This window comes from Hymenobacter sp. BT491 (assembly GCF_014349165.1).
Taxonomy (GTDB): domain Bacteria; phylum Bacteroidota; class Bacteroidia; order Cytophagales; family Hymenobacteraceae; genus Hymenobacter; species Hymenobacter jejuensis.
In genome coordinates this window covers 233,885-251,587 of the sequence record NZ_JACSJJ010000001.1, presented here as the reverse complement: position 1 = coordinate 251,587, position 17,703 = coordinate 233,885, and the positions used below count along the sequence as shown (strand labels likewise).

The 17,703-nt window shown below is 55.4% G+C and carries 14 protein-coding genes; 6 read left to right on the top strand and 8 right to left on the bottom strand.

The window, feature by feature from the left end; genetic code table 11:
- Nucleotides 1-175 precede the first annotated feature (175 nt).
- Nucleotides 176-3,748, top strand: a complete 3,573-nt coding sequence (locus H9I52_RS01120; RefSeq protein ID WP_187452298.1) for a reprolysin-like metallopeptidase — start codon at nt 176-178, stop codon at nt 3,746-3,748.
- A gap of 88 nt (nt 3,749-3,836) precedes the next feature.
- Here H9I52_RS01120 and H9I52_RS01115 read toward each other — a convergent pair whose 3' ends face one another.
- A complete protein-coding gene (locus H9I52_RS01115; protein ID WP_262385915.1) occupies nt 3,837-5,948 on the bottom strand; it encodes a helix-hairpin-helix domain-containing protein in 2,112 nt (703 codons plus the stop codon).
- On the bottom strand, nt 5,945-6,796 hold the full coding sequence (locus H9I52_RS01110; RefSeq protein WP_187452297.1) for a hypothetical protein: 852 nt from the start codon (nt 6,794-6,796) through the stop codon (nt 5,945-5,947). Before H9I52_RS01110 ends, H9I52_RS01115 begins: the two co-directional genes overlap by 4 nt.
- A 247-nt stretch (nt 6,797-7,043) precedes the next feature.
- Here H9I52_RS01110 and yidD point away from each other — a divergent pair, with 247 nt between their 5' ends.
- Nucleotides 7,044-7,265: a membrane protein insertion efficiency factor YidD gene (gene yidD / locus H9I52_RS01105; protein ID WP_139514563.1), complete on the top strand. Its 222-nt coding sequence runs from the start codon at nt 7,044-7,046 to the stop codon at nt 7,263-7,265.
- 83 nt (nt 7,266-7,348) lie between these two features.
- Nucleotides 7,349-8,248 carry a hypothetical protein gene (locus H9I52_RS01100; RefSeq protein ID WP_187452296.1) on the top strand — a complete coding sequence of 300 codons (900 nt, stop codon included), beginning with the start codon at nt 7,349-7,351 and terminating at the stop codon, nt 8,246-8,248.
- Nucleotides 8,249-8,301: 53 nt separating this feature from the next.
- On the opposite strand, the gene lgt is transcribed toward H9I52_RS01100, so the two are convergent.
- From lgt to H9I52_RS01075, 5 genes are all read right to left on the bottom strand, one after another.
- Nucleotides 8,302-9,198, bottom strand: coding sequence for a prolipoprotein diacylglyceryl transferase (lgt, locus tag H9I52_RS01095; RefSeq protein WP_187452295.1), 897 nt, complete (start codon nt 9,196-9,198; stop codon nt 8,302-8,304).
- 64 nt (nt 9,199-9,262) lie between these two features.
- Entirely contained in the window at nt 9,263-11,179 is a 1,917-nt protein-coding gene (gene nadE, locus H9I52_RS01090) for an NAD(+) synthase (RefSeq protein ID WP_187452294.1), read from the bottom strand.
- Nucleotides 11,180-11,349: 170 nt separating this feature from the next.
- Nucleotides 11,350-12,099, bottom strand: coding sequence for a ribonuclease III (gene rnc / locus H9I52_RS01085; RefSeq protein ID WP_139514567.1), 750 nt, complete (start codon nt 12,097-12,099; stop codon nt 11,350-11,352).
- Nucleotides 12,099-13,349: a beta-ketoacyl-ACP synthase II gene (fabF, locus tag H9I52_RS01080; RefSeq protein WP_139514568.1), complete on the bottom strand. Its 1,251-nt coding sequence runs from the start codon at nt 13,347-13,349 to the stop codon at nt 12,099-12,101. The genes rnc and fabF overlap by 1 nt, the downstream gene beginning before the upstream one ends.
- 96 nt (nt 13,350-13,445) lie before the next feature.
- On the bottom strand, nt 13,446-13,682 hold the full coding sequence (locus H9I52_RS01075; protein ID WP_073109216.1) for an acyl carrier protein: 237 nt from the start codon (nt 13,680-13,682) through the stop codon (nt 13,446-13,448).
- 162 nt (nt 13,683-13,844) lie between these two features.
- Between H9I52_RS01075 and H9I52_RS01070 the strand changes: the two genes are divergently transcribed.
- Both H9I52_RS01070 and pyk read left to right on the top strand, forming a co-directional pair.
- On the top strand, nt 13,845-14,273 hold the full coding sequence (locus H9I52_RS01070) for an IPExxxVDY family protein (protein WP_139514569.1): 429 nt from the start codon (nt 13,845-13,847) through the stop codon (nt 14,271-14,273).
- A 175-nt stretch (nt 14,274-14,448) separates the two neighbouring features.
- On the top strand, nt 14,449-15,888 hold the full coding sequence (gene pyk, locus H9I52_RS01065) for a pyruvate kinase (protein ID WP_187452293.1): 1,440 nt from the start codon (nt 14,449-14,451) through the stop codon (nt 15,886-15,888).
- Between the two features lie 166 nt (nt 15,889-16,054).
- On the opposite strand, the gene rpsT is transcribed toward pyk, so the two are convergent.
- Nucleotides 16,055-16,312 carry a 30S ribosomal protein S20 gene (gene rpsT, locus H9I52_RS01060; RefSeq protein ID WP_139517687.1) on the bottom strand — a complete coding sequence of 86 codons (258 nt, stop codon included), beginning with the start codon at nt 16,310-16,312 and terminating at the stop codon, nt 16,055-16,057.
- 180 nt (nt 16,313-16,492) lie between these two features.
- Between rpsT and H9I52_RS01055 the strand changes: the two genes are divergently transcribed.
- On the top strand, nt 16,493-17,665 hold the full coding sequence (locus H9I52_RS01055) for an MFS transporter (protein ID WP_187452292.1): 1,173 nt from the start codon (nt 16,493-16,495) through the stop codon (nt 17,663-17,665).
- Nucleotides 17,666-17,703 lie beyond the last annotated feature (38 nt).

The following is a 17,703-nucleotide window of genomic DNA, read 5'->3' as shown; positions in this document are numbered from 1 at the left end:
GGCTTTCGTTGCTTTTCGAAGCCTGCTTGCCTTTCTGGCAAGCAGGCTTTTTTGTGCAACATCCGGTCACGGTTTCACTTCTATAGACTGGCAACGCGCAGGGGTAATTAGAAGCAAAAAGCCTACATTTAAAGGAACGCGCACTGCTATACTTTCACGACTATTCTGGCTTATTATGGCTATACAGTTTACTAGATTTTGGCAACGTTGGCGTGCTTCGTTGCTTAGTGGCTTATTGGTAGCAGCGGCCGGAATCCCGCGCGAAAGTGCAGCTCAACGCGTTCTGTGGGCCGATGATCCGCAAGCTCCGGCTGTGGCGCGCCGCCATACCAAAGACTTGTTGCGCTTCCGGCCGGTGTCGTTTCAACTCTCGACCCTGCGCGAAGTATTGAAGCAGGCGCCTGCTGAAAAAGGCGCCGGCGCCCGCAACTCCGCAACTGTGGTTTCGCTGCCTTTACCCGATGGCACTTCCGGGCGTTTTCGGGTGGCGACGGTGCCCGTAATGGCGCCCGAATTGGCGGCCCGCTATCCTCAGATCCGCACCTACGAAGCGCAGGGCATCGACGACCCTTCCGCTACGGCACGCTTGGATGTGTCACCAGCCGGTTTTCACGCCCAGATCCTAACTGGTTCGCAAACCATTTACATCGACCCGGCTAGCTCCGCCGACGCAACGCACCACTTGGTCTTTTCTAAGCAAGCGATGGCGCCGAACGCGCTGGGGGCGGTGTGCCTCACCGGAGGCGATACCCAGACGGCAGCGCCGGCTGCCGGAGCGCTGTTGCGCTCCTCCAACGGTACCGAATTACGCACGTACCGCCTGGCGGTTGCCTGCACCGGCGAATACGCTGCCACCAAACAGGGCACCAAAGAAGGCGCGCTGGCGGGCATTGTCACATCCGTAAACCGCGTGAGTGGCATCTACGAGCGCGAATTGGCCATCCGGCTCGTACTGGTAGCCAAAAACGATACCCTTATTTTCCTCGACGGCACCACCGACCCCTACACCAACAACAACGGGGAGGCCATGCTCGATCAAAACCAAAGCACTGTAGATCAGCGCATTGGCGATAGCAAATACGATATTGGCCACGTGTTCAGTACGGGAGGCGGAGGCATTGCGCAACGACCGTCAGTGTGCGTTCAGGGAAAGGCCCGCGGTGTAACGGGGCTGCCCAACCCAGTGGGCGATGCGTTCGACGTCGATTTTGTAGCGCACGAAATGGGCCACCAATTCGGCGCCGATCATACGTTCAATAGCACTTCGGGCAATTGCAGCGGCAATCGCTCCTCGGCATCGGCGTATGAGCCCGGCAGCGGCACGTCTATCATGGCCTATGCCGGCATTTGCGCCATCGACAACATCCAGACCAACAGCGATCCGTACTTTCATTCGCGCAGCTTCGACCAAATTCTGGCGCACGTTACGGGCCCTGGTAATTGTGCCACGGTGACGCCAACTGGCAATCACCCGCCCGTTGTGAATGCTGGCGCGAACTACCGCATCCCGATCAGCACGCCGTTTGCGCTCTCCGGCTCCGCCACCGATCCTGATGGCGATGCCCTCACCTATTCCTGGGAAGAATACGACCTAGGCCCCTCGGGCAACCCCAACGCGCCCACGGGCAATGCCCCACTCTTTCGGGTTTTTGCGCCCGTTACTTCGGGTTTCCGGACTTTTCCTCGTCTCGCCGATTTGCTCGGCAACACGCACCAAATCGGCGAATTGCTGCCTTCATATGCGCGCAAACTGATGTTTCGGCTCGTCGCTCGGGATAACCGGGCCGGCGGTGGAGGCGTTGACTACGATTCGATGAACGTGGCAGTGGTCGGTACGGCAGGGCCGTTCGTCGTAACGGCCCCAAACACGGTCGCAACGTGGCAAGCCGGCGCTTCCCAGCTTGTAACCTGGGACGTGTCCAACACCAACCAAGCCCCCATTAGCGCCTCCAACGTAGACATCCTCCTATCCACCGACGGCGGCCTGACCTTCCCCGTGGTATTAGCCGCCAACACACCCAACGATGGCTGCGAGTCGATAACGGTGCCCGCGGGTACTGCTGCCACCACCGGGGCTCGCCTCAAAGTGCAAGCAGTAGGCAACATTTTCTTCGATATATCCGATCAAAACTTTATTATTCAAGCACTTACAGGGCCCACATTTTACTTAAACTCTTCATGTGTAGAAGGCAGCCTGACGGAAGTTTGTCCCGGCAACTCCGTTGTCCTACCCGTAGGCGCAAGCACTTTGCAGGGCTTTTCGGGCAACGTGGAGCTGTCGGCCGGCACCCTGCCGACGGGGCTTAGCGTAACATTTGCACCGGCTAGCATCAGCGCAGGCACAACCTCTCAAGCCACTATTTCCGTCGCAACTGGCACTGCACCAGGAATTTACGTCGTCAACCTAACGGGCACCAGCAACGGCATTACGCAATCGCAGCAAGTACGGGTGCGGGTGCGCGACATCGTTACGCAGGTGCCTACCCCTACTGCGCCAACCAGCGTAGTGCGCACCACCACCCGGGCGCGGTTTGAGTGGAGTGCCGCGGCCAGCGCTACCAGCTACGATCTGCAAGTGGCCACGGATGCGGGATTTACCAACCTCATTGTCAACCAAACAAGCATAAGCGGCACCACTTTTACGCTGCTCGCTCCGCTCCAGGCCAATACCGTTTATTACTGGCGGGTGCGGGGCAACGGCCTGTGCGGCCCCGCCGCCTATTCGGCCGCTACGCAGTTCCAGACCAGCACGCCTACCTGCCAAGTGTACCCTGCTGCGCAAGTCCCGGTTGCCATTCCGGCCGATGCTCCGGCAACTGCTACCTCTGTTATCCCGGTAAGCACGACCGAAATCGTATCGGCAATTGCCATCCGCAACTTGACCCTGACCCATGCCAACGTGGGCGAATTGCAGATTTCGCTTACCAACCCGGCCGGGCGAACAGCCATCCTGATTCCGCGCATCTGCGCGGGTACTTCCACCCTCACTATCAGCCTCGACGAAACAGCTGCGGCGGCCTTGAGTTGCCCGCTTACGGCGGGCGCGACGTATCGTCCGGCCAACTCTCTCAGCGAATTGCTCAACAGCCCAGCCAACGGCAACTGGACGCTGACCATCAACGATAATGCGGCCGGCAACGGTGGCGCGCTTACAGGCTGGAGCCTTGAGTTATGCACCGTTCTAGGCGTGCCCAACGCGCCCACCAGCCTCATCGCGTTTGCCAACGGCACCGCAAACGGAACTGCTAACATCGACGTGCAGTGGACGGATAACGCCACCAACGAAACGGGCTTTGAGCTGGAGCGCTCACCCGATAACAACACGGCCTATCAACGCATTGCTACGCTGCCCGCCAACACAACCACCTATACCGATCCGGTGGCCCTCAGCGGACGCTACTATTATCGGGTGCGGGCCGTGAACTCAGCCGGGCCGTCGGCTTACTCCAACGAGAGCATTGCCAGTGTGGTACTCAGCAGCCAGAATGCGGCCCTGCTTAAAGGCGTAGAGCTCTTCCCAAATCCAAGCGCGGGCGTCTTTCAACTTACTGTTGACAACGGCAAGCAAGGATCTCTGAGCCTGCGCGTTACGGATGCTCTTGGCCGCTCAGTTACCACCGAAACCCTCACCAAAAGCGCTGCACCGCTTCACCACCGCCTCGATCTAAGCCAGTTGGCGAAGGGCGTTTACCAGTTGCATCTGACGCTTCCGGAAGGCACTACAGTCCTGCGGCTTCTGAAGGAGTAGCAAGCAGTTTTCTAGCAACCAAAAAGGTCATACAACGTGCTGTTGTATGACCTTTTTGGTTGCACATAATCATTTTATAATCAGATACTTATATTTTATATCGTACCTGCATTTTCACTTGCGAGCGGCGTGGCCCCTGGATTTCCTCCAGCCCTGAGCCGATCGTAGTGTGGTGCCGATAATGGGTTTCGTCGTAGCGCAACCACAGCGTCAGGTGGCGGCTGCATTTGACTTCGGCCAGGGCATATACCCGCGTACCCTGCCCATAGAGCGGCGGCACAGAAAACGCATACAGCACGTCGCGCTCAAACACGTATTGGCGCGTATCATAATCGTCGGTATCGAAGAGGGCGTAACGGGCGCTGAGCTGTACGCTCGGCACCACCGCCACCGTAACATCCTGAGCCAGAACGTACCCCGCACGCCGCGGACCGTCGTTTTCGCGGTAATGCGTGCCTTGCAAACGCGTACGCAAGCTCAATGTGGCAGAGGGGTTGGCATCGTAAAACAACAGCACGCTGCGGCGCTCCGTAGGCACCGGCACCGGCCGAACCGGATCGAGGTCGCCATCGTGGTCTTTCACGCGCAAGCGCATTTGGGCGTAAAGCAGACTGGTTTTGGAAGGCGAAAAGGCCACGCGCAACAGCCAGTCGTGGCCCTGCGAAGGGGCTCCGATCTGGTATTTCAGCCACGGAAATCGAAACTGATCGTAATAAGCCGAAATTTCCCATTTGTACAACGGCCTCATTTTCAGACCCATATACAGACCGCTTTCGTTGATATTACGGGTGTTTTCGCTGAGCGCGTTGCCGTAAAACGTATGAAAATCACGCGTATACCGTCGGTACAGCACCGAAGCATCGACGTTGGAGGCTAAGCTAGCCAGCACGCCATTCACAGTGCCCCAGCCGCCACCGCTGCTGCGCGCCGTTTCGCCGAATAGCAACGCATTGTGTAGCACGTAGCTGTAGTGCGTACTCACGGCTAGGTTATGCATCCCTCTGAACTCGAACGCGTTATAAGGCTCCGAGCGGCGCAGAATGGCTTTGTCGAAATGCGTATCAACGGCCGTGAGGCCGGCGCTGAAATTGCTGTTGCGACTGGTGTAAGTAAAGTTGCCGCCGCTGATCAGTTCGCGCAGGTCTTTGCGATTGGCCAGTTCCGTAGTGGTCCGATGCAGGCCTGTCAGCAAAACTCCCGACGAAAACTCATCGAACTCTGCCAACGAATCGGTGCTTGTCTGGATGCTGGCATCTACCTTTTTCCACGAGGCAAAAGCTGTGGCTTGCAGCGTTTTAGATAGGGAAAAAGTAGCGGCTGCACCGCGGAAAAATGAGTTTTCCAACACCGAAGAATAAGGCCGCACCCCCACGTTGCTGCGGCGAATGGTCGTGATCGTCTCTGCGCCTTTGCCTACCTGAAAGCCCGAAGAAAGCAACAACCCTTGCCCGAATTGCAGCTGGTAATCGCCCAACGCCAGCGTTTTGAGTCGGCCGCGTTCGTGCACAACGAAGTGAGCCGAGTAAAAATCGGCTCCGTAACGGCGCGAGCCAGGGTTCCAGGAAAAAGCCTCGCCGGCATCTTTTTCGGCTGTAAAACCAAAGCTAAAGTCGTGGGCATGGCTGACGCGGTAACGCACCAGCAGCTTATCGGGTGAGCCAGCGTAGCGGCTCGTCAGGCGGCTGGTGGTATCGGGGGCAGTATAGCCCTTTCTTTGCTGTAGCACACGTTCGTAGCGCACTAGCAAGGCGTTATTATCTTCTTGAAGGACGCGTTGCCACAACGGGCCGCGGTTGCCTCCCACGCTGCCATCGAGCACCGTTGCAAAAGGCGCCACGCGGTAGATACTGCGCAGGTCAAATCCGTCGATGCTTTGCAACTCATACATACTCAACAACATACCAACCTGTTCGCGATGATGGAGCAAGGCAGAAATCTGGGCTTCGGACAGGAGCAGTAGACTTCGCAGTTCTTCGCGGGTGGCCGTGTTAAGGTTTAAGGGCGTTTGGTAATACTGAAGCAACGTTTCGTACACGTCCTCATACGGCACTTGATCGCTCTGAATTTCGGCAAACAGCTCCTGCACCAAACGGTCGAGGTCGGCCGCCGGGCGTACGTATTCCTGCGCCTGTAGCGCCGGCACAATACTTAGAAAGAGCCCCAGGAAAGCCGCCAGGCGGTGCATCAGCTTCCGGCTCATTTGGCGTCCAGCCGTAAGCTTACTGCCAAATGCTGGCTCAGCCCCAGCACGGTTTGCCAAGCAGCCGCATACTCGATTTGCAAATGCCCAGCCTGAAAGCCCAAGCCAGCCGTCGTTTGCTCGGTGAGGGTAGCGAAACCCGCCCGCAACGCCAATGCTTCTAGGAGACGATATTCTATACCTGCCTTAAAATCAGCGGATTGCTCCACGTCTTTTTCTGTTTCCAGGTTAAGCATGAGTTTGTCGTTGGGTCGGTACGAAAGGCCGGCCTTTAACACGGTGGGCACGCGTTCGTCTTGGTATTCAGCGAGTTTAGCTTGGTTGAGGTTGTAGAGATAGGCACCAAATACCAACTGTTTCGGAATGATTTCGGCCTGACCGCCCAACGAAAGCGCAGCAGTACGTCGGCTGCCCAAGCGTTCGATGCTCACTTGCAGCACATCGAGCCGGGCACCGATGCTCACCAAACTCCCACGGTACCCATACCCTACGCCCAAGCGCTGCTCGGAATACAGCTTATCGCCGAAGCGCTGTGCTTCGAAGCCTACTACTCCGCTCTTGGGCTTGCCATTTGCCAACGGCCCCAACGGCATGGCCGCAACTAGCGCAGCTGTATTGAAAGCGCGGCTTAAAAAGCGGTTTTCGGCATAAAACCCTATTGTGGGCTGCGTAAGTTGGCCAATACCTGCAACGTTGTTGCCAATCGCCCACACGTCACTGATGGTAACGGAAGAATTGCCGAGCGCTGCCGCCCGGGCGCCCCGCACGCCCGGGCCGTTGCCTTGGGCTAGCAGCGTATGACCGGATACCAATAAGAAAAGACAAAGGCACGAGTATAGCTTTCGCATAGGCAACCAACTTGAATAGATCTAAACGATAATTCACTTATAAACAGCCGCAAAGATAATTGCACAAATTCGCACTCAAAAGCCCACGCGAGTAAAACAGATAAGCTTATAAATATTAATAATTTAATTATTCTTATAAATCGCTCAAATTACTGGAGCTATACACTTGTACATTGCACTCATAGAAACTTTTGCTGTTATAGAGCAGCAAGCCCGATCACAGGGCTGCGGTTCTTTCTTTTGACCCATGGCTTATTTTTTCCGGCAGCTTTTTCTGGCCCTCATCTGGTTTTACCGGCATTTGATTTCGCCGCTTACGCCGGCCAGTTGTCGCTTTCAGCCTACCTGCTCGGCTTACGCGGCACAAGCGGTGCAGAAATACGGTCCGTGGCGGGGTGGGCGGCTGGCGCTGCGCCGCATCAGCCGCTGCCATCCGTGGGGCGGTCACGGCTACGATCCTGTACCCTGATTGCGAGCGCTTGCGTATAGCCCCTCGTAACGCTGCTTCTGCCGTGAGCGGAAGCAGCCTTTTTTACCTGAAACTCCGGCGATATGCGCATTTTTTTCGCGCTTGCTACCTTGGCAAGCGCTCTGCTCAGTACCAGTTGTTCGCAAGCGCAGAACGATAAAGGCCCGGATAAGGGCGACAAAAAAAAGTCAAAAAAAGAGAGCCTCGAAAACAAGCTCATTGGGGCATCAATACCGGGTCTGAAGCGCGTTGGCTCATTGGCGGGCAGCGTATCCGAAAGCTCCGGCCTTATCAATGCCGAGCAGCCTGGCACGTTTTACACCCACGGCGACGCCGGCAACCAGCCGGTGCTTTACAAAGTGGATTTGAAGGGCAAGCTTCTGAATGAGATCAAGCTGAGCGTACCCAACAAAGACTGGGAGAGCGTGGCCAAAGACAACAGCGGCAACATCTACGTTTGCGATACCGGCAACAACGATAATACGCGGCGCGATCTAGTTATTTATCGCCTCAATCCGGCCAACCCGCAGCAGGTAGGCAGCATCCATTTTGCATACGCGGATCAGAAGGAATTTCCACCGTCGAAGAAAGACCGCAACTTCGATTGCGAGGCCTCGCTTTGGCACGATGGCAAAATCTATTTGTTCACCAAAGACCGCGCGCAGCAACGCACCAGCAACGTGTACGCCGTATCCGACCAGCCGGGGCGGCATACCGCGCAACTGGTTGCAAGCATGAGTATACCTGGCGAAGTCACCGATGCCAATCTCAGCCCTGACGGTCATAGCCTCGTATTGCTGGGGCGCGAAGAAATGTTTCTCTACAAAGGCAACAGCCTTGAAGCCATGCTCAAGAGCACTCCGAACCGCGTTGCCCTGCCCGGCGCCGGCCAGACGGAAGGAGTTGTCTTCTACGGCAACAGCCTAATTATCAGCACTGAGCAAGGTGCGCTGTATCAATACACATTGCAACCCAATCAGTAGCAGGTATTTATGCCCCCAAATAAAAAGGGCCGCTCTCCAGAGAGCGGCCCTTTTTATTTGGATTTGGCAATGGCCTTTGGTTTCTCGTCTGCGGCGTCTTGCTCTAAGTCACGCGGCGCAAATCCGTAGGGGTTGCCGGGCCATTTGCCGGCCCGAAGCACCACCCACAACCCTATGATTACCAAGGGAATACTGAGCAACTGACCCATATTCAGGGGCAGTTTATCTTCGAAAGAAACCTGGTTTTCTTTTAGGAATTCGACCAGAAAACGGAAGGTAAACAACAGCACTACAAACAGACCGAACAGCAAGCCACGGGGGGTGCGCTCTTTCGTGCGGTTCCACATGCTGTAGAGCAGAATTAGCAGAAATATGCAGAACAGCGATTCGTAAATCTGGGTTGGGTGCCGCAACTCGTTGGGAATGTTGGTCAGCTCGTTGTGAATCTCGTTGTAGCGCGCAAATTTGAATGCCCACGGCACATCGGTCACGCGGCCAATGATCTCGGAGTTAAACAGGTTACCCAATCGGATCAGGGCACCGCCTGAAGCGACCACGATTACAATGCGGTCGAGCACCCACAGGTAATCGAACTTGTTATTGCGCGCGAACAGCCAGGTAGCCAACAAGATGCCAATGGTAGCCCCGTGGCTGGCCAGCCCGCCTTCCCAGATCTTGAGAATGTCGAGCGGGTGCTTTAAGTAATAGTCGGGATCGTAAAACAAACAGTGGCCCAACCGCGCGCCAATTATGGTCCCAACCAGCATGTAGATGGTAATGACATCTACCCACCGCGGCGATACCTTTTCCGATTTGTAAATGTGCGTCAGGATGAACGTCCCTACCACAAAGCCTGACATGAACAGCAACCCGTACCAGCGCAACGTGAGCGGTCCGAGTTTGGCAATGATGGGCGAGGCCGTCCAGGTAATATAGGCAAGCAGGCTCATAGAAAAAGAGAAAGGAAATGGAAGGCCGAAAGTACGGAAACCCAGCCGGTTTATGGGGCAAACGCTACAGCGCCGCGAGTTCTTCGTGAAAGCCCCCGCTCAGGATCGGGAAGCGGAGCCACGAGCGCGGGTCTACGTTGTAGTCGTCGAGGTGGAAGGCAGGAGCATAACGTTCGCGCTTCCACTGATTGCGTGCCCACAGCGAATAAAACCGCTTGACGTAGGTTTTGAGCTGCTCGGGGTCCTGCGCGGGGTCTTCCTCAATAAGGGTATTAAGTACTTGCTTGGGACTGAGGCGATTATAAAAAGCCAGCCGCTCGATGCGGTTGAGCAGCACGTAAGGCATCAGGTCGCGCTCGTCGGTTTGTTTGTCGGCGAGGGGGCGCAGCTCGGCCGTAGGCTGCAACGCATTGACGTGGCGAAGCGCGGCATACCCCAGCTCCTTTTCAGCCCAGCGCAGCCATTTCTTCACAAAATCTTTGTCGACATCCGCAATGGGCGAAATGCTGCCGGCCGTGTCGCCGTCCATGGTACAGTACCCCACAGAAGCTTCCGAGCGATTGGACGTTGTAATCAATAAACAGTTTAACACATTGGTTAACAACCAGATACCAGGAGCCCGCACCCTCGCCTGGATATTTTGCAGCGCCAAATCATCGGTCTGCCATTCTAGGGGGCGGTCCAAGGCCTGCTCGATTTTGCTTACGTAGCCACTTACTTCGTCGTCGATGGTCCAGTTGAAGAACACGGCTCCCAGCGAATCGGCGAGCTCCTTTGCTGATTGCTGGGTGTCATCCGAAGAATTGACAGTGCCTTGGTAAGCGCAGGTCAGCAACCGCCGCACCAGCTGCCAATTGTCAGTTGGGTCTTCCTCGGTGGCAGGTGCCGTTTCCACTTGCTGAGGCGCCGGGCCGCCGGCACCCACCTGGGCCACAACTTTCTCAACGGCCGAAAAACAGCCGCTACGCCGTTTAAATTCTTCCACGCCTAGCTCCGCCACTCCTAGTCGCACCATTTCGGCTACGGCAACGGCGCACATGCAGGAGTCGGCACCGCCGCTAAGCGACAGCACAAAACCACGGCTGCGGCTTTTGCGCATGTAGTCGAACAGAGCCAAGCTCAGGGCTTGGTTGAGCTCACGGTACTCATCGGGTGTGGGCAGCGGCACGATGGATTCGGCTACGGGTTGCTCCGTCGAAAAATCGACGTCGACGCATTCTACATCCACTTCTTTAAAGCTCAACAACTGATTACGCGTCAGCAAATGCCCATTGCGCGCAACCAGTATCTCGCCGTCATAAATCATGCGGCCGGCCTCATTGCCCAGCAGGTTGGCGTAGAGATACGTGCAGCGAAAATTGCGTGAAGCATTGAGGACGAGGTTGTAGCGCACGTCCGTTTTGCTCATTGCGAAGTGGCTGGCCGACGGATTGACAATCAAATCAACCCGGCCCATGAGCCGGCAGGCCGGACGCTCGTTGTCGGGCCGCCACGCATCCTCGCAAATCTCAAAACCGAAACGAACCCCCTTATGCTCAAATACCAAGTCTCCGATGGGCCACTCTTGGCCTTGCCAGCTCACAATGCCCGTTTCGCCCGCGCGCCACGACGTAAACCAGCGCGGCTCGTAGTGGACGCCGTCGTTGGCCAAAAATTGCTTCGCCGCGAAACCCAGGATTTCGCCGTCGCGCAGCACGCACGAAGTATTGTAGGTTCGGCCAGCGAGACGAATGGGCAAGCCTACGCACACCAAAATCCCTTGCGTACAGCTTCTGATTTGCTGTAAATATTCCAGCGCCTCCGCCGAAAGCCAATCGTGCAGAAATAAGTCCTCGCAACCGTAACCCGTCAGGCATAGCTCCGGCAGGCACAGCAATTCAACGCCCGCCGCTTTTGCCTGCTCGATTGCCTCGCAGATGGTGCGAAGGTTATGTTTCCAGTCGATCGGGATTTGGTTGAGGGCGGCGCCGGCAATTCTCATAAGGCAGGAGGAAAAGAAGCGAAATACTATCAGATATTAACCGCAAAGCCTCTCCTGGGGTTGCGCTTTCCGCCGCAAGCTTTCCGCAAAACGTTGGGCAGCCAAGCTACCAGCAAGAATACCTACACCTATATAACCACTTGATAATCAAGTATCTGTATAGATATACCTTAAATACCTAGTGCTTCGAGGGCTCGTTCGGCGGCGGTTTGCTCGGCTTGTTTCTTTGATAAGCCCATGCCCATTGCCACGGCTTCGTTGTCGAGGAGAACGGTTGCCGAAAACTCCATCACCCCACCTGGCCGTGGTTGTCCCGAAATATCGTAGCGCAGGGATTTCCCCTCACGCTGCGCCCATTCGATAAGCTTACTTTTGAAGTTGGTGGTAGTCAGCGTCAGAGACTTTACGTCAACAAACGGCTTGATCAGCCTGCCGAGCACGAATTTTCGCGCCGACTTATAGCCTTGATCGAGGTAAATGGCGCCGACTAGCGCCTCTAAAGCATTGCCATTGACCGAGCGCGAACGCGCGGCGCGGCCTTGACCTGGATCTAGCTGCACCAGCTTATCCAAGCCCAACTTCAAAGCTAATTGATTGAGGCTCTCGCGATTAACAATACGAGAGCGCATTTCGGTCAGGAAACCTTCTTGCTCGTACGGGAATTTGCGGAATAAATATTCGGCTACCACCGCCCCCAGTACGGCATCGCCGAGGAATTCCAAGCGTTCGTTGGACTGGTGTCGCGCGGTATCGCCCTGCTGACGCACCACCGACGAGTGCGTGAAGGCCAAGTGATAGAGGCGAATATTATCGGGTGTGCTGCCCGTGACGGTGGCAATAGCTTGCCGAAAAGCCCGGTCTTGCCCCAGCAGCCGCCGGAAGAAACCGAACAGCGGAAGTGGCTGACCGGGCTTTGGCATTAGTCGCGGAATTTGCGAAACAGCACCGACGTATTATGGCCGCCGAAGCCGAAAGTATTACTCAACGCTACGTTTACGTCGCGCTTCTGCGCCACGTTGAACGTGAAATTCAACCGGGAATCCAACTCGGGATCGTCGGTCGTGTGGTTGATGGTCGGGGGAATGACGCCGTTCTGAATAGCCAGAATGGCCGCAATGGCCTCAATAGCGCCGGCCCCGCCCAGCAGGTGTCCCGTCATACTCTTGGTAGAGCTGATGTTGAGGTTGTAAGCATGTTCGCCAAACACGTGCTGAATGGCTTTTACTTCGGCAATGTCGCCCAGCGGTGTACTTGTGCCGTGCACGTTGATGTAATCAACCTCTTCTGGGGTGATTTTAGCATCCCGTAAAGCATTGTTCATCACCAGAATCACACCTTTACCCTCTGGGTGCGGAGCTGTCAGATGATACGCATCAGCCGACATGCCGCCTCCGATAATCTCGGCGTAGATTTTGGCGCCGCGTGCCTGGGCATGTTCGAGTGCTTCGAGAATAAGTGCACCAGCACCTTCTCCCAACACGAAGCCGTCCCGTTCTTTATCGAAGGGGCGGGAAGCGGTTTCGGCAGAGTCATTGCGTTCTGACAGTGCCTTCAGGGCGTTAAAACCCCCAATACCTGCCTCTGTCACTGCCGCTTCCGAACCGCCCGTTACCATCACGTCGGCCATGCCGAGGCGGATGTAATTGAACGAGTCGATAATGGAGTTGGATGACGAGGCGCAAGCCGAAACCGTCACGAAGTTGGGACCGCGGAAGCCATACTTCATCGAAATATGACCCGACGCGATGTCTGCAATCATTTTTGGAATGAAGAAGGGGTTGAAGCGCGGGGTGCCATCGCCTTTGGCGAAGGCCACGCACTCTTCTTGGAAGGTGCGCAGACCACCAATGCCCGAGCCCCAGATGACCCCAATGCGGTCGTGGTCGATGGCGTCGGTAATGCCGGCATCGAGCACCGCCTGATCGGCAGCTACTACAGCAAACTGCGAAAACAAGTCCAGTTTGCGGCCTTCCTTACGCTCGAAATGGTCCTCCGAGTTATACCCTTTTACTTCGCAGGCGAAGCGGGTTTTGAACTTACTGGCGTCGAAGCGCTGGATGGGGGCCGCACCGCTCACGCCGCGCGACAACCCGTCCCAATACTCAGCGACGGAATTGCCAATGGGGGTAAGAGCACCTAAGCCGGTTACAACGACTCTCCGAAGAGACATAAGCTAGCGGAAGAAGCGAAAAGAAGAACTACTAAAAAGCAAAACGGCCGGCGGCGGGCCGGCCGGTAAGCGAAAGCCGTGAAAAAGAGGCCGGAATTACTTGGCGTGCTCTTCGAGATAGCTGATCGCTTGACCTACGGTCGCGATGTTTTCAGCTTGATCATCGGGAATAGACACGTTGAATTCTTTTTCGAACTCCATAATCAGCTCGACAGTATCCAGCGAGTCAGCGCCCAGATCGTTTGTGAAGCTAGCCTCTGGAGTGACCTCCGAAGCTTCTACACCCAATTTATCGATGATAATGGCCTTTACTTTTTCTGCAATTTCAGACATTTCCGTGGGGGTTTGAGGAAAACTAGGCACAAATAACACTATCTTCCCTAACATTGTCAAACAAACCCACCCGAATCTTCAGGGTACAAGATTATGGCCGGGCCTGTTCCTTTCGGCTTTTGACGTGTGTACTTTTGCCCTTCTTTGCCTTCGTAGCTGCCTATGAAAATGCTGACGCTGGACGTTGAGTACGAGTGCGACTTCGATCTTTTCGGCGTGGTTTCATCGAGCCGGGAACACAAGCTAGCCTGGACGCTAAACCACGCGCTGCGCTTGCGACTGGTCAAACAACAAGATCTGATCTACGATTTGCTGGCCCGCGGCCGGCTCGTGATCAGCAACTATTTGCACACCACCGAAGCCATCACGCTGCGCTTGTTGCGTAACCGCTCGCTCGATCCGTCGATCTTGAAAAAGCCGTTTTTGGCTCCCGACATCAAGGAATACGATTACCTAATTCAGGTCAGCAACGGCACCGGGGCGCTGGCATCCGACGAAATATTGGATCGACTGACTCGCCTGCCAGAGGTACAATACGCGTGTCAGTTCGACCCCAACTCCTTGAAATTCAAAGAAAATCTGCTCTTTTGAAGCATCAACTCAATTGCCCGGCTGCCGTCCTGAGCGCCGCGAAGAAGCTCATCACACGAGATAAGTATTTCATTATCAATGATATACACTCGCAGAGCTTTGTCGCCCTGCTGCCTTCAGGATGTCAGCCGTTTTTACTATTTGCTCACAACTCAAAAACTTCTTCCGTCAACCCATGGAATCTCTTCCTCATTTCAATAAAACTAAAATCGTAGCTACGGTCGGGCCCGCTTCCAATACCTATGACCGGCTTTCTACCTTGGTTCGGGAAGGCGTGGACGTATTCCGGCTCAATTTTTCGCACGGTTCTTATGAAGATCACCTGCAGGTGATCAATGCGGTTCGCCGTCTTAATAAGGACTTACGCACCCACGTGGGCTTGCTGCAAGACCTGCAAGGACCCAAAATCCGGTTGGGCGAAGTAGAAGGCGGCGCTGTCGAAATCAAGCCCGGCGACATTATCAAAATGGTGTGCGGCGAGAAAGAGATTAGCACAGCAACCCGCCTGAGCACCATCTACTTAGGCTTGGCCCGCGACGTAAAGCCCGGCGATGCTATTTTGATTGACGATGGCAAAATTGAGTTGCGCGTGCTCAGCACCGACCGCGAAACGGAAGTGGAGGCGGAAGTCATTTACGGCGGCACAGTGAAGCCACGCAAAGGCATCAACCTGCCCAGCTCGGAAGTATCAGCACCGGCCATGACCGAGAAGGACATTGCCGACTTGCAATTTGGCCTTGAAAACGACGTGGAATGGGTAGCGCTATCTTTTGCCCGCCGGGCCGAAGACATTCGCTTTATTAAAAAAATCATTGCCGAAAGCGGCAAGGAAACCCGGGTTGTGGCGAAAATCGAAACGCCTGAAGGCCTGAAAAACATTGACGAAATCATCGCCCTCACCGACGCAATCATGGTAGCGCGCGGCGACTTAGGCGTTGAGATCAAGGCCGAAGAAGTGCCGATGGCCCAGAAGCTTATCATCGAAAAATGTAACCGCGCTGGCAAGCCGGTAATTGTGGCCACGCAGATGATGGAAAGCATGATCACGAGCCCACGCCCCACCCGCGCCGAAACCAACGACGTGGCCAACGCCGTGCTCGACGGTGCCGATGCGGTGATGCTTTCAGCCGAAACTGCTGTTGGCTCCTACCCCACCGAAGTGATCCGCTCGATGGTAGCTACCATCCGCAGCGTGGAAACGGTGCGGGAAGACGTCTACAACCGAGGCTTCCCCATCGACCCAGCCTCCGACTCGTTCATGGTCGACAGCGTACTGTCAGCAGCCTGTTCGCTGGCCCGCGACACCAATGCAAAAGTCATCACGGGCATGACGCACCGCGGCTATACGGCCTTCCAGCTTTCGAAGTATCGCCCGAAAGCCAACATCTTCATCTTCACAGACAACCGCCAGCTTCTCAACACGTTGAGCCTAGTATGGGGCGTGCGAGGCTTCTACTACGACCGCTTCGTGAGCACCGATAACACCGTTTCGGACTTGAAGTATGTGCTGACCACGACCGGCAACTTGCAAAAGGGCGACGTATTCATCAACACAGCTTCGATGCCCATCAACGAGAAAGGCAAAGCCAATATGGTAAAAGTAAGTGTTGCATAAGTATTTGTCTATCAGATAATTACGTAGCTTCCAAAACAAAACCCCTTGCCGCAATCGTGGCAAGGGGTTTTGTTTTGGAAAATACGTAAGCGTGCAACGCAAAAAGGCCTTGCGTATCCACGCAAGGCCTTTTCTATATAGAGCAGAGACGCTGGTTTGTTGCCGCTTAGGCAGCCAGCGAGTTCACGAACTTGGTCAGGCTCGACTTGTTGTTGGCTGCCTTGTTCTTGTGAATGATGTTTTTCTTGGCCAGACGGTCAAGCATCGACGTAACTTTCTTCAACAGCTCCTGAGCTTCAGTTTTGCTGGAAGAGGCACGGAGCTTTTTGATAGCCGTACGGGTAGATTTAGCTTGGTAACGGTTCAACACGCGCTTGGCTTCGTTGGAGCGGATGCGCTTGAGGGCCGACTTATGATTCGCCATGATGGAAAAGTTGACGTTCTGCTCGAATTCGTTTTCAATTGGGTTGGCAAAGGTAAGGCTTTGATTTGAAATAGCAAACACATACTGTCAATTTGACTTTCCGCTCATGAGCCGAGCATGGTCGTAACAACCCGTAAGCGTACCGCTGCGTTTCGGCTTCCTCCCAGCCTCTTATTGCCTATGAAGTACCTAACCCGAACCATCTGGCTGTTGTCGTTGGTGAGTTTGTTCACCGATTTGGCCAGCGAGATGCTCTATCCGGTGATGCCTTTGTACCTAAAAAGCATCGGGTTTTCGGTAGTGCTGATCGGAATTCTGGAAGGCGTAGCGGAAGCAACGGCCGGCCTGAGCAAAGGCTACTTCGGGCAATGGTCGGATCGCGTAGGACGGCGTTTGCCCTTTGTACAATGGGGTTACGGGCTCAGCGCACTGTCTAAGCCCATGATGGCGGTACTGCAGTTGCCGTGGTGGGTGTTTCTGGCGCGTACCACCGATCGGTTAGGCAAAGGCCTTCGGACGGGCGCACGAGACGCGCTACTCTCCGATGAGACCACGCCCGCCTTCAAAGGGCGTGTGTTCGGATTCCACCGGGCTATGGATACGCTGGGCGCGGTGTTAGGGCCCACTGTGGCCTTATTCTGGCTGGCAGCACGCCCCACCGATTACCACAACCTCTTTCTCTTGGCTTTTCTGCCCGGCGTAGCGGCCATATTCATCACGCTGCTGGTCAGGGAAAGATCGCGCGCTCCTTCGGGCAAGCCCATCCAGCCGTTTTGGGCATCCTTTAGCTACTGGCGGCGAGCTCCGGCAAATTACCGTAGAGTCGCCAGTGCCTTGTTACTGTTCGCCTTATTCAACAGTTCCGACGCCTTTCTGTTGCTGTTGGCTAAGCAGAGGGGGCTTTCGGATGCCACGGTTATTGGGCTGTATATTTTCTACAATCTCGTCTACGCTGCCGCGGCTTTTCCAGCCGGCCACCTCTCCGATCGGCTGGGACCGCGCCGTACCCTAGCCACAGGCTTGGTGCTGTTTGCACTGGTATACGCCGGGGCCACATTGGCCAAAGACCCGCTGTTTTTTGGGTTTCTATTTGGGCTGTATGGTCTGTATGGTGCTGCCTCCGAAGGGGTTAGCAAGGCATGGCTTAGCAACCTTTGTGCCTCTACCGACACCGGAGCAGCCCTCGGCACCTATGCTGGGTTGAGCAGCTTAGCGGCCTTGGGAGCCAGCACGCTGGCTGGGTTTATCTGGTTTTGGGGTGGGCCGGCGCTTACCTTTGCGCTTTCTGGCGGAATCGCTTTGCTAGTGGCTCTTTATTTGGGTTTGGCCCAAACCGAACACTCAAAAGCTTAGCGTTTTACTTCACCAAAACGACATAAAATCGGGCATAT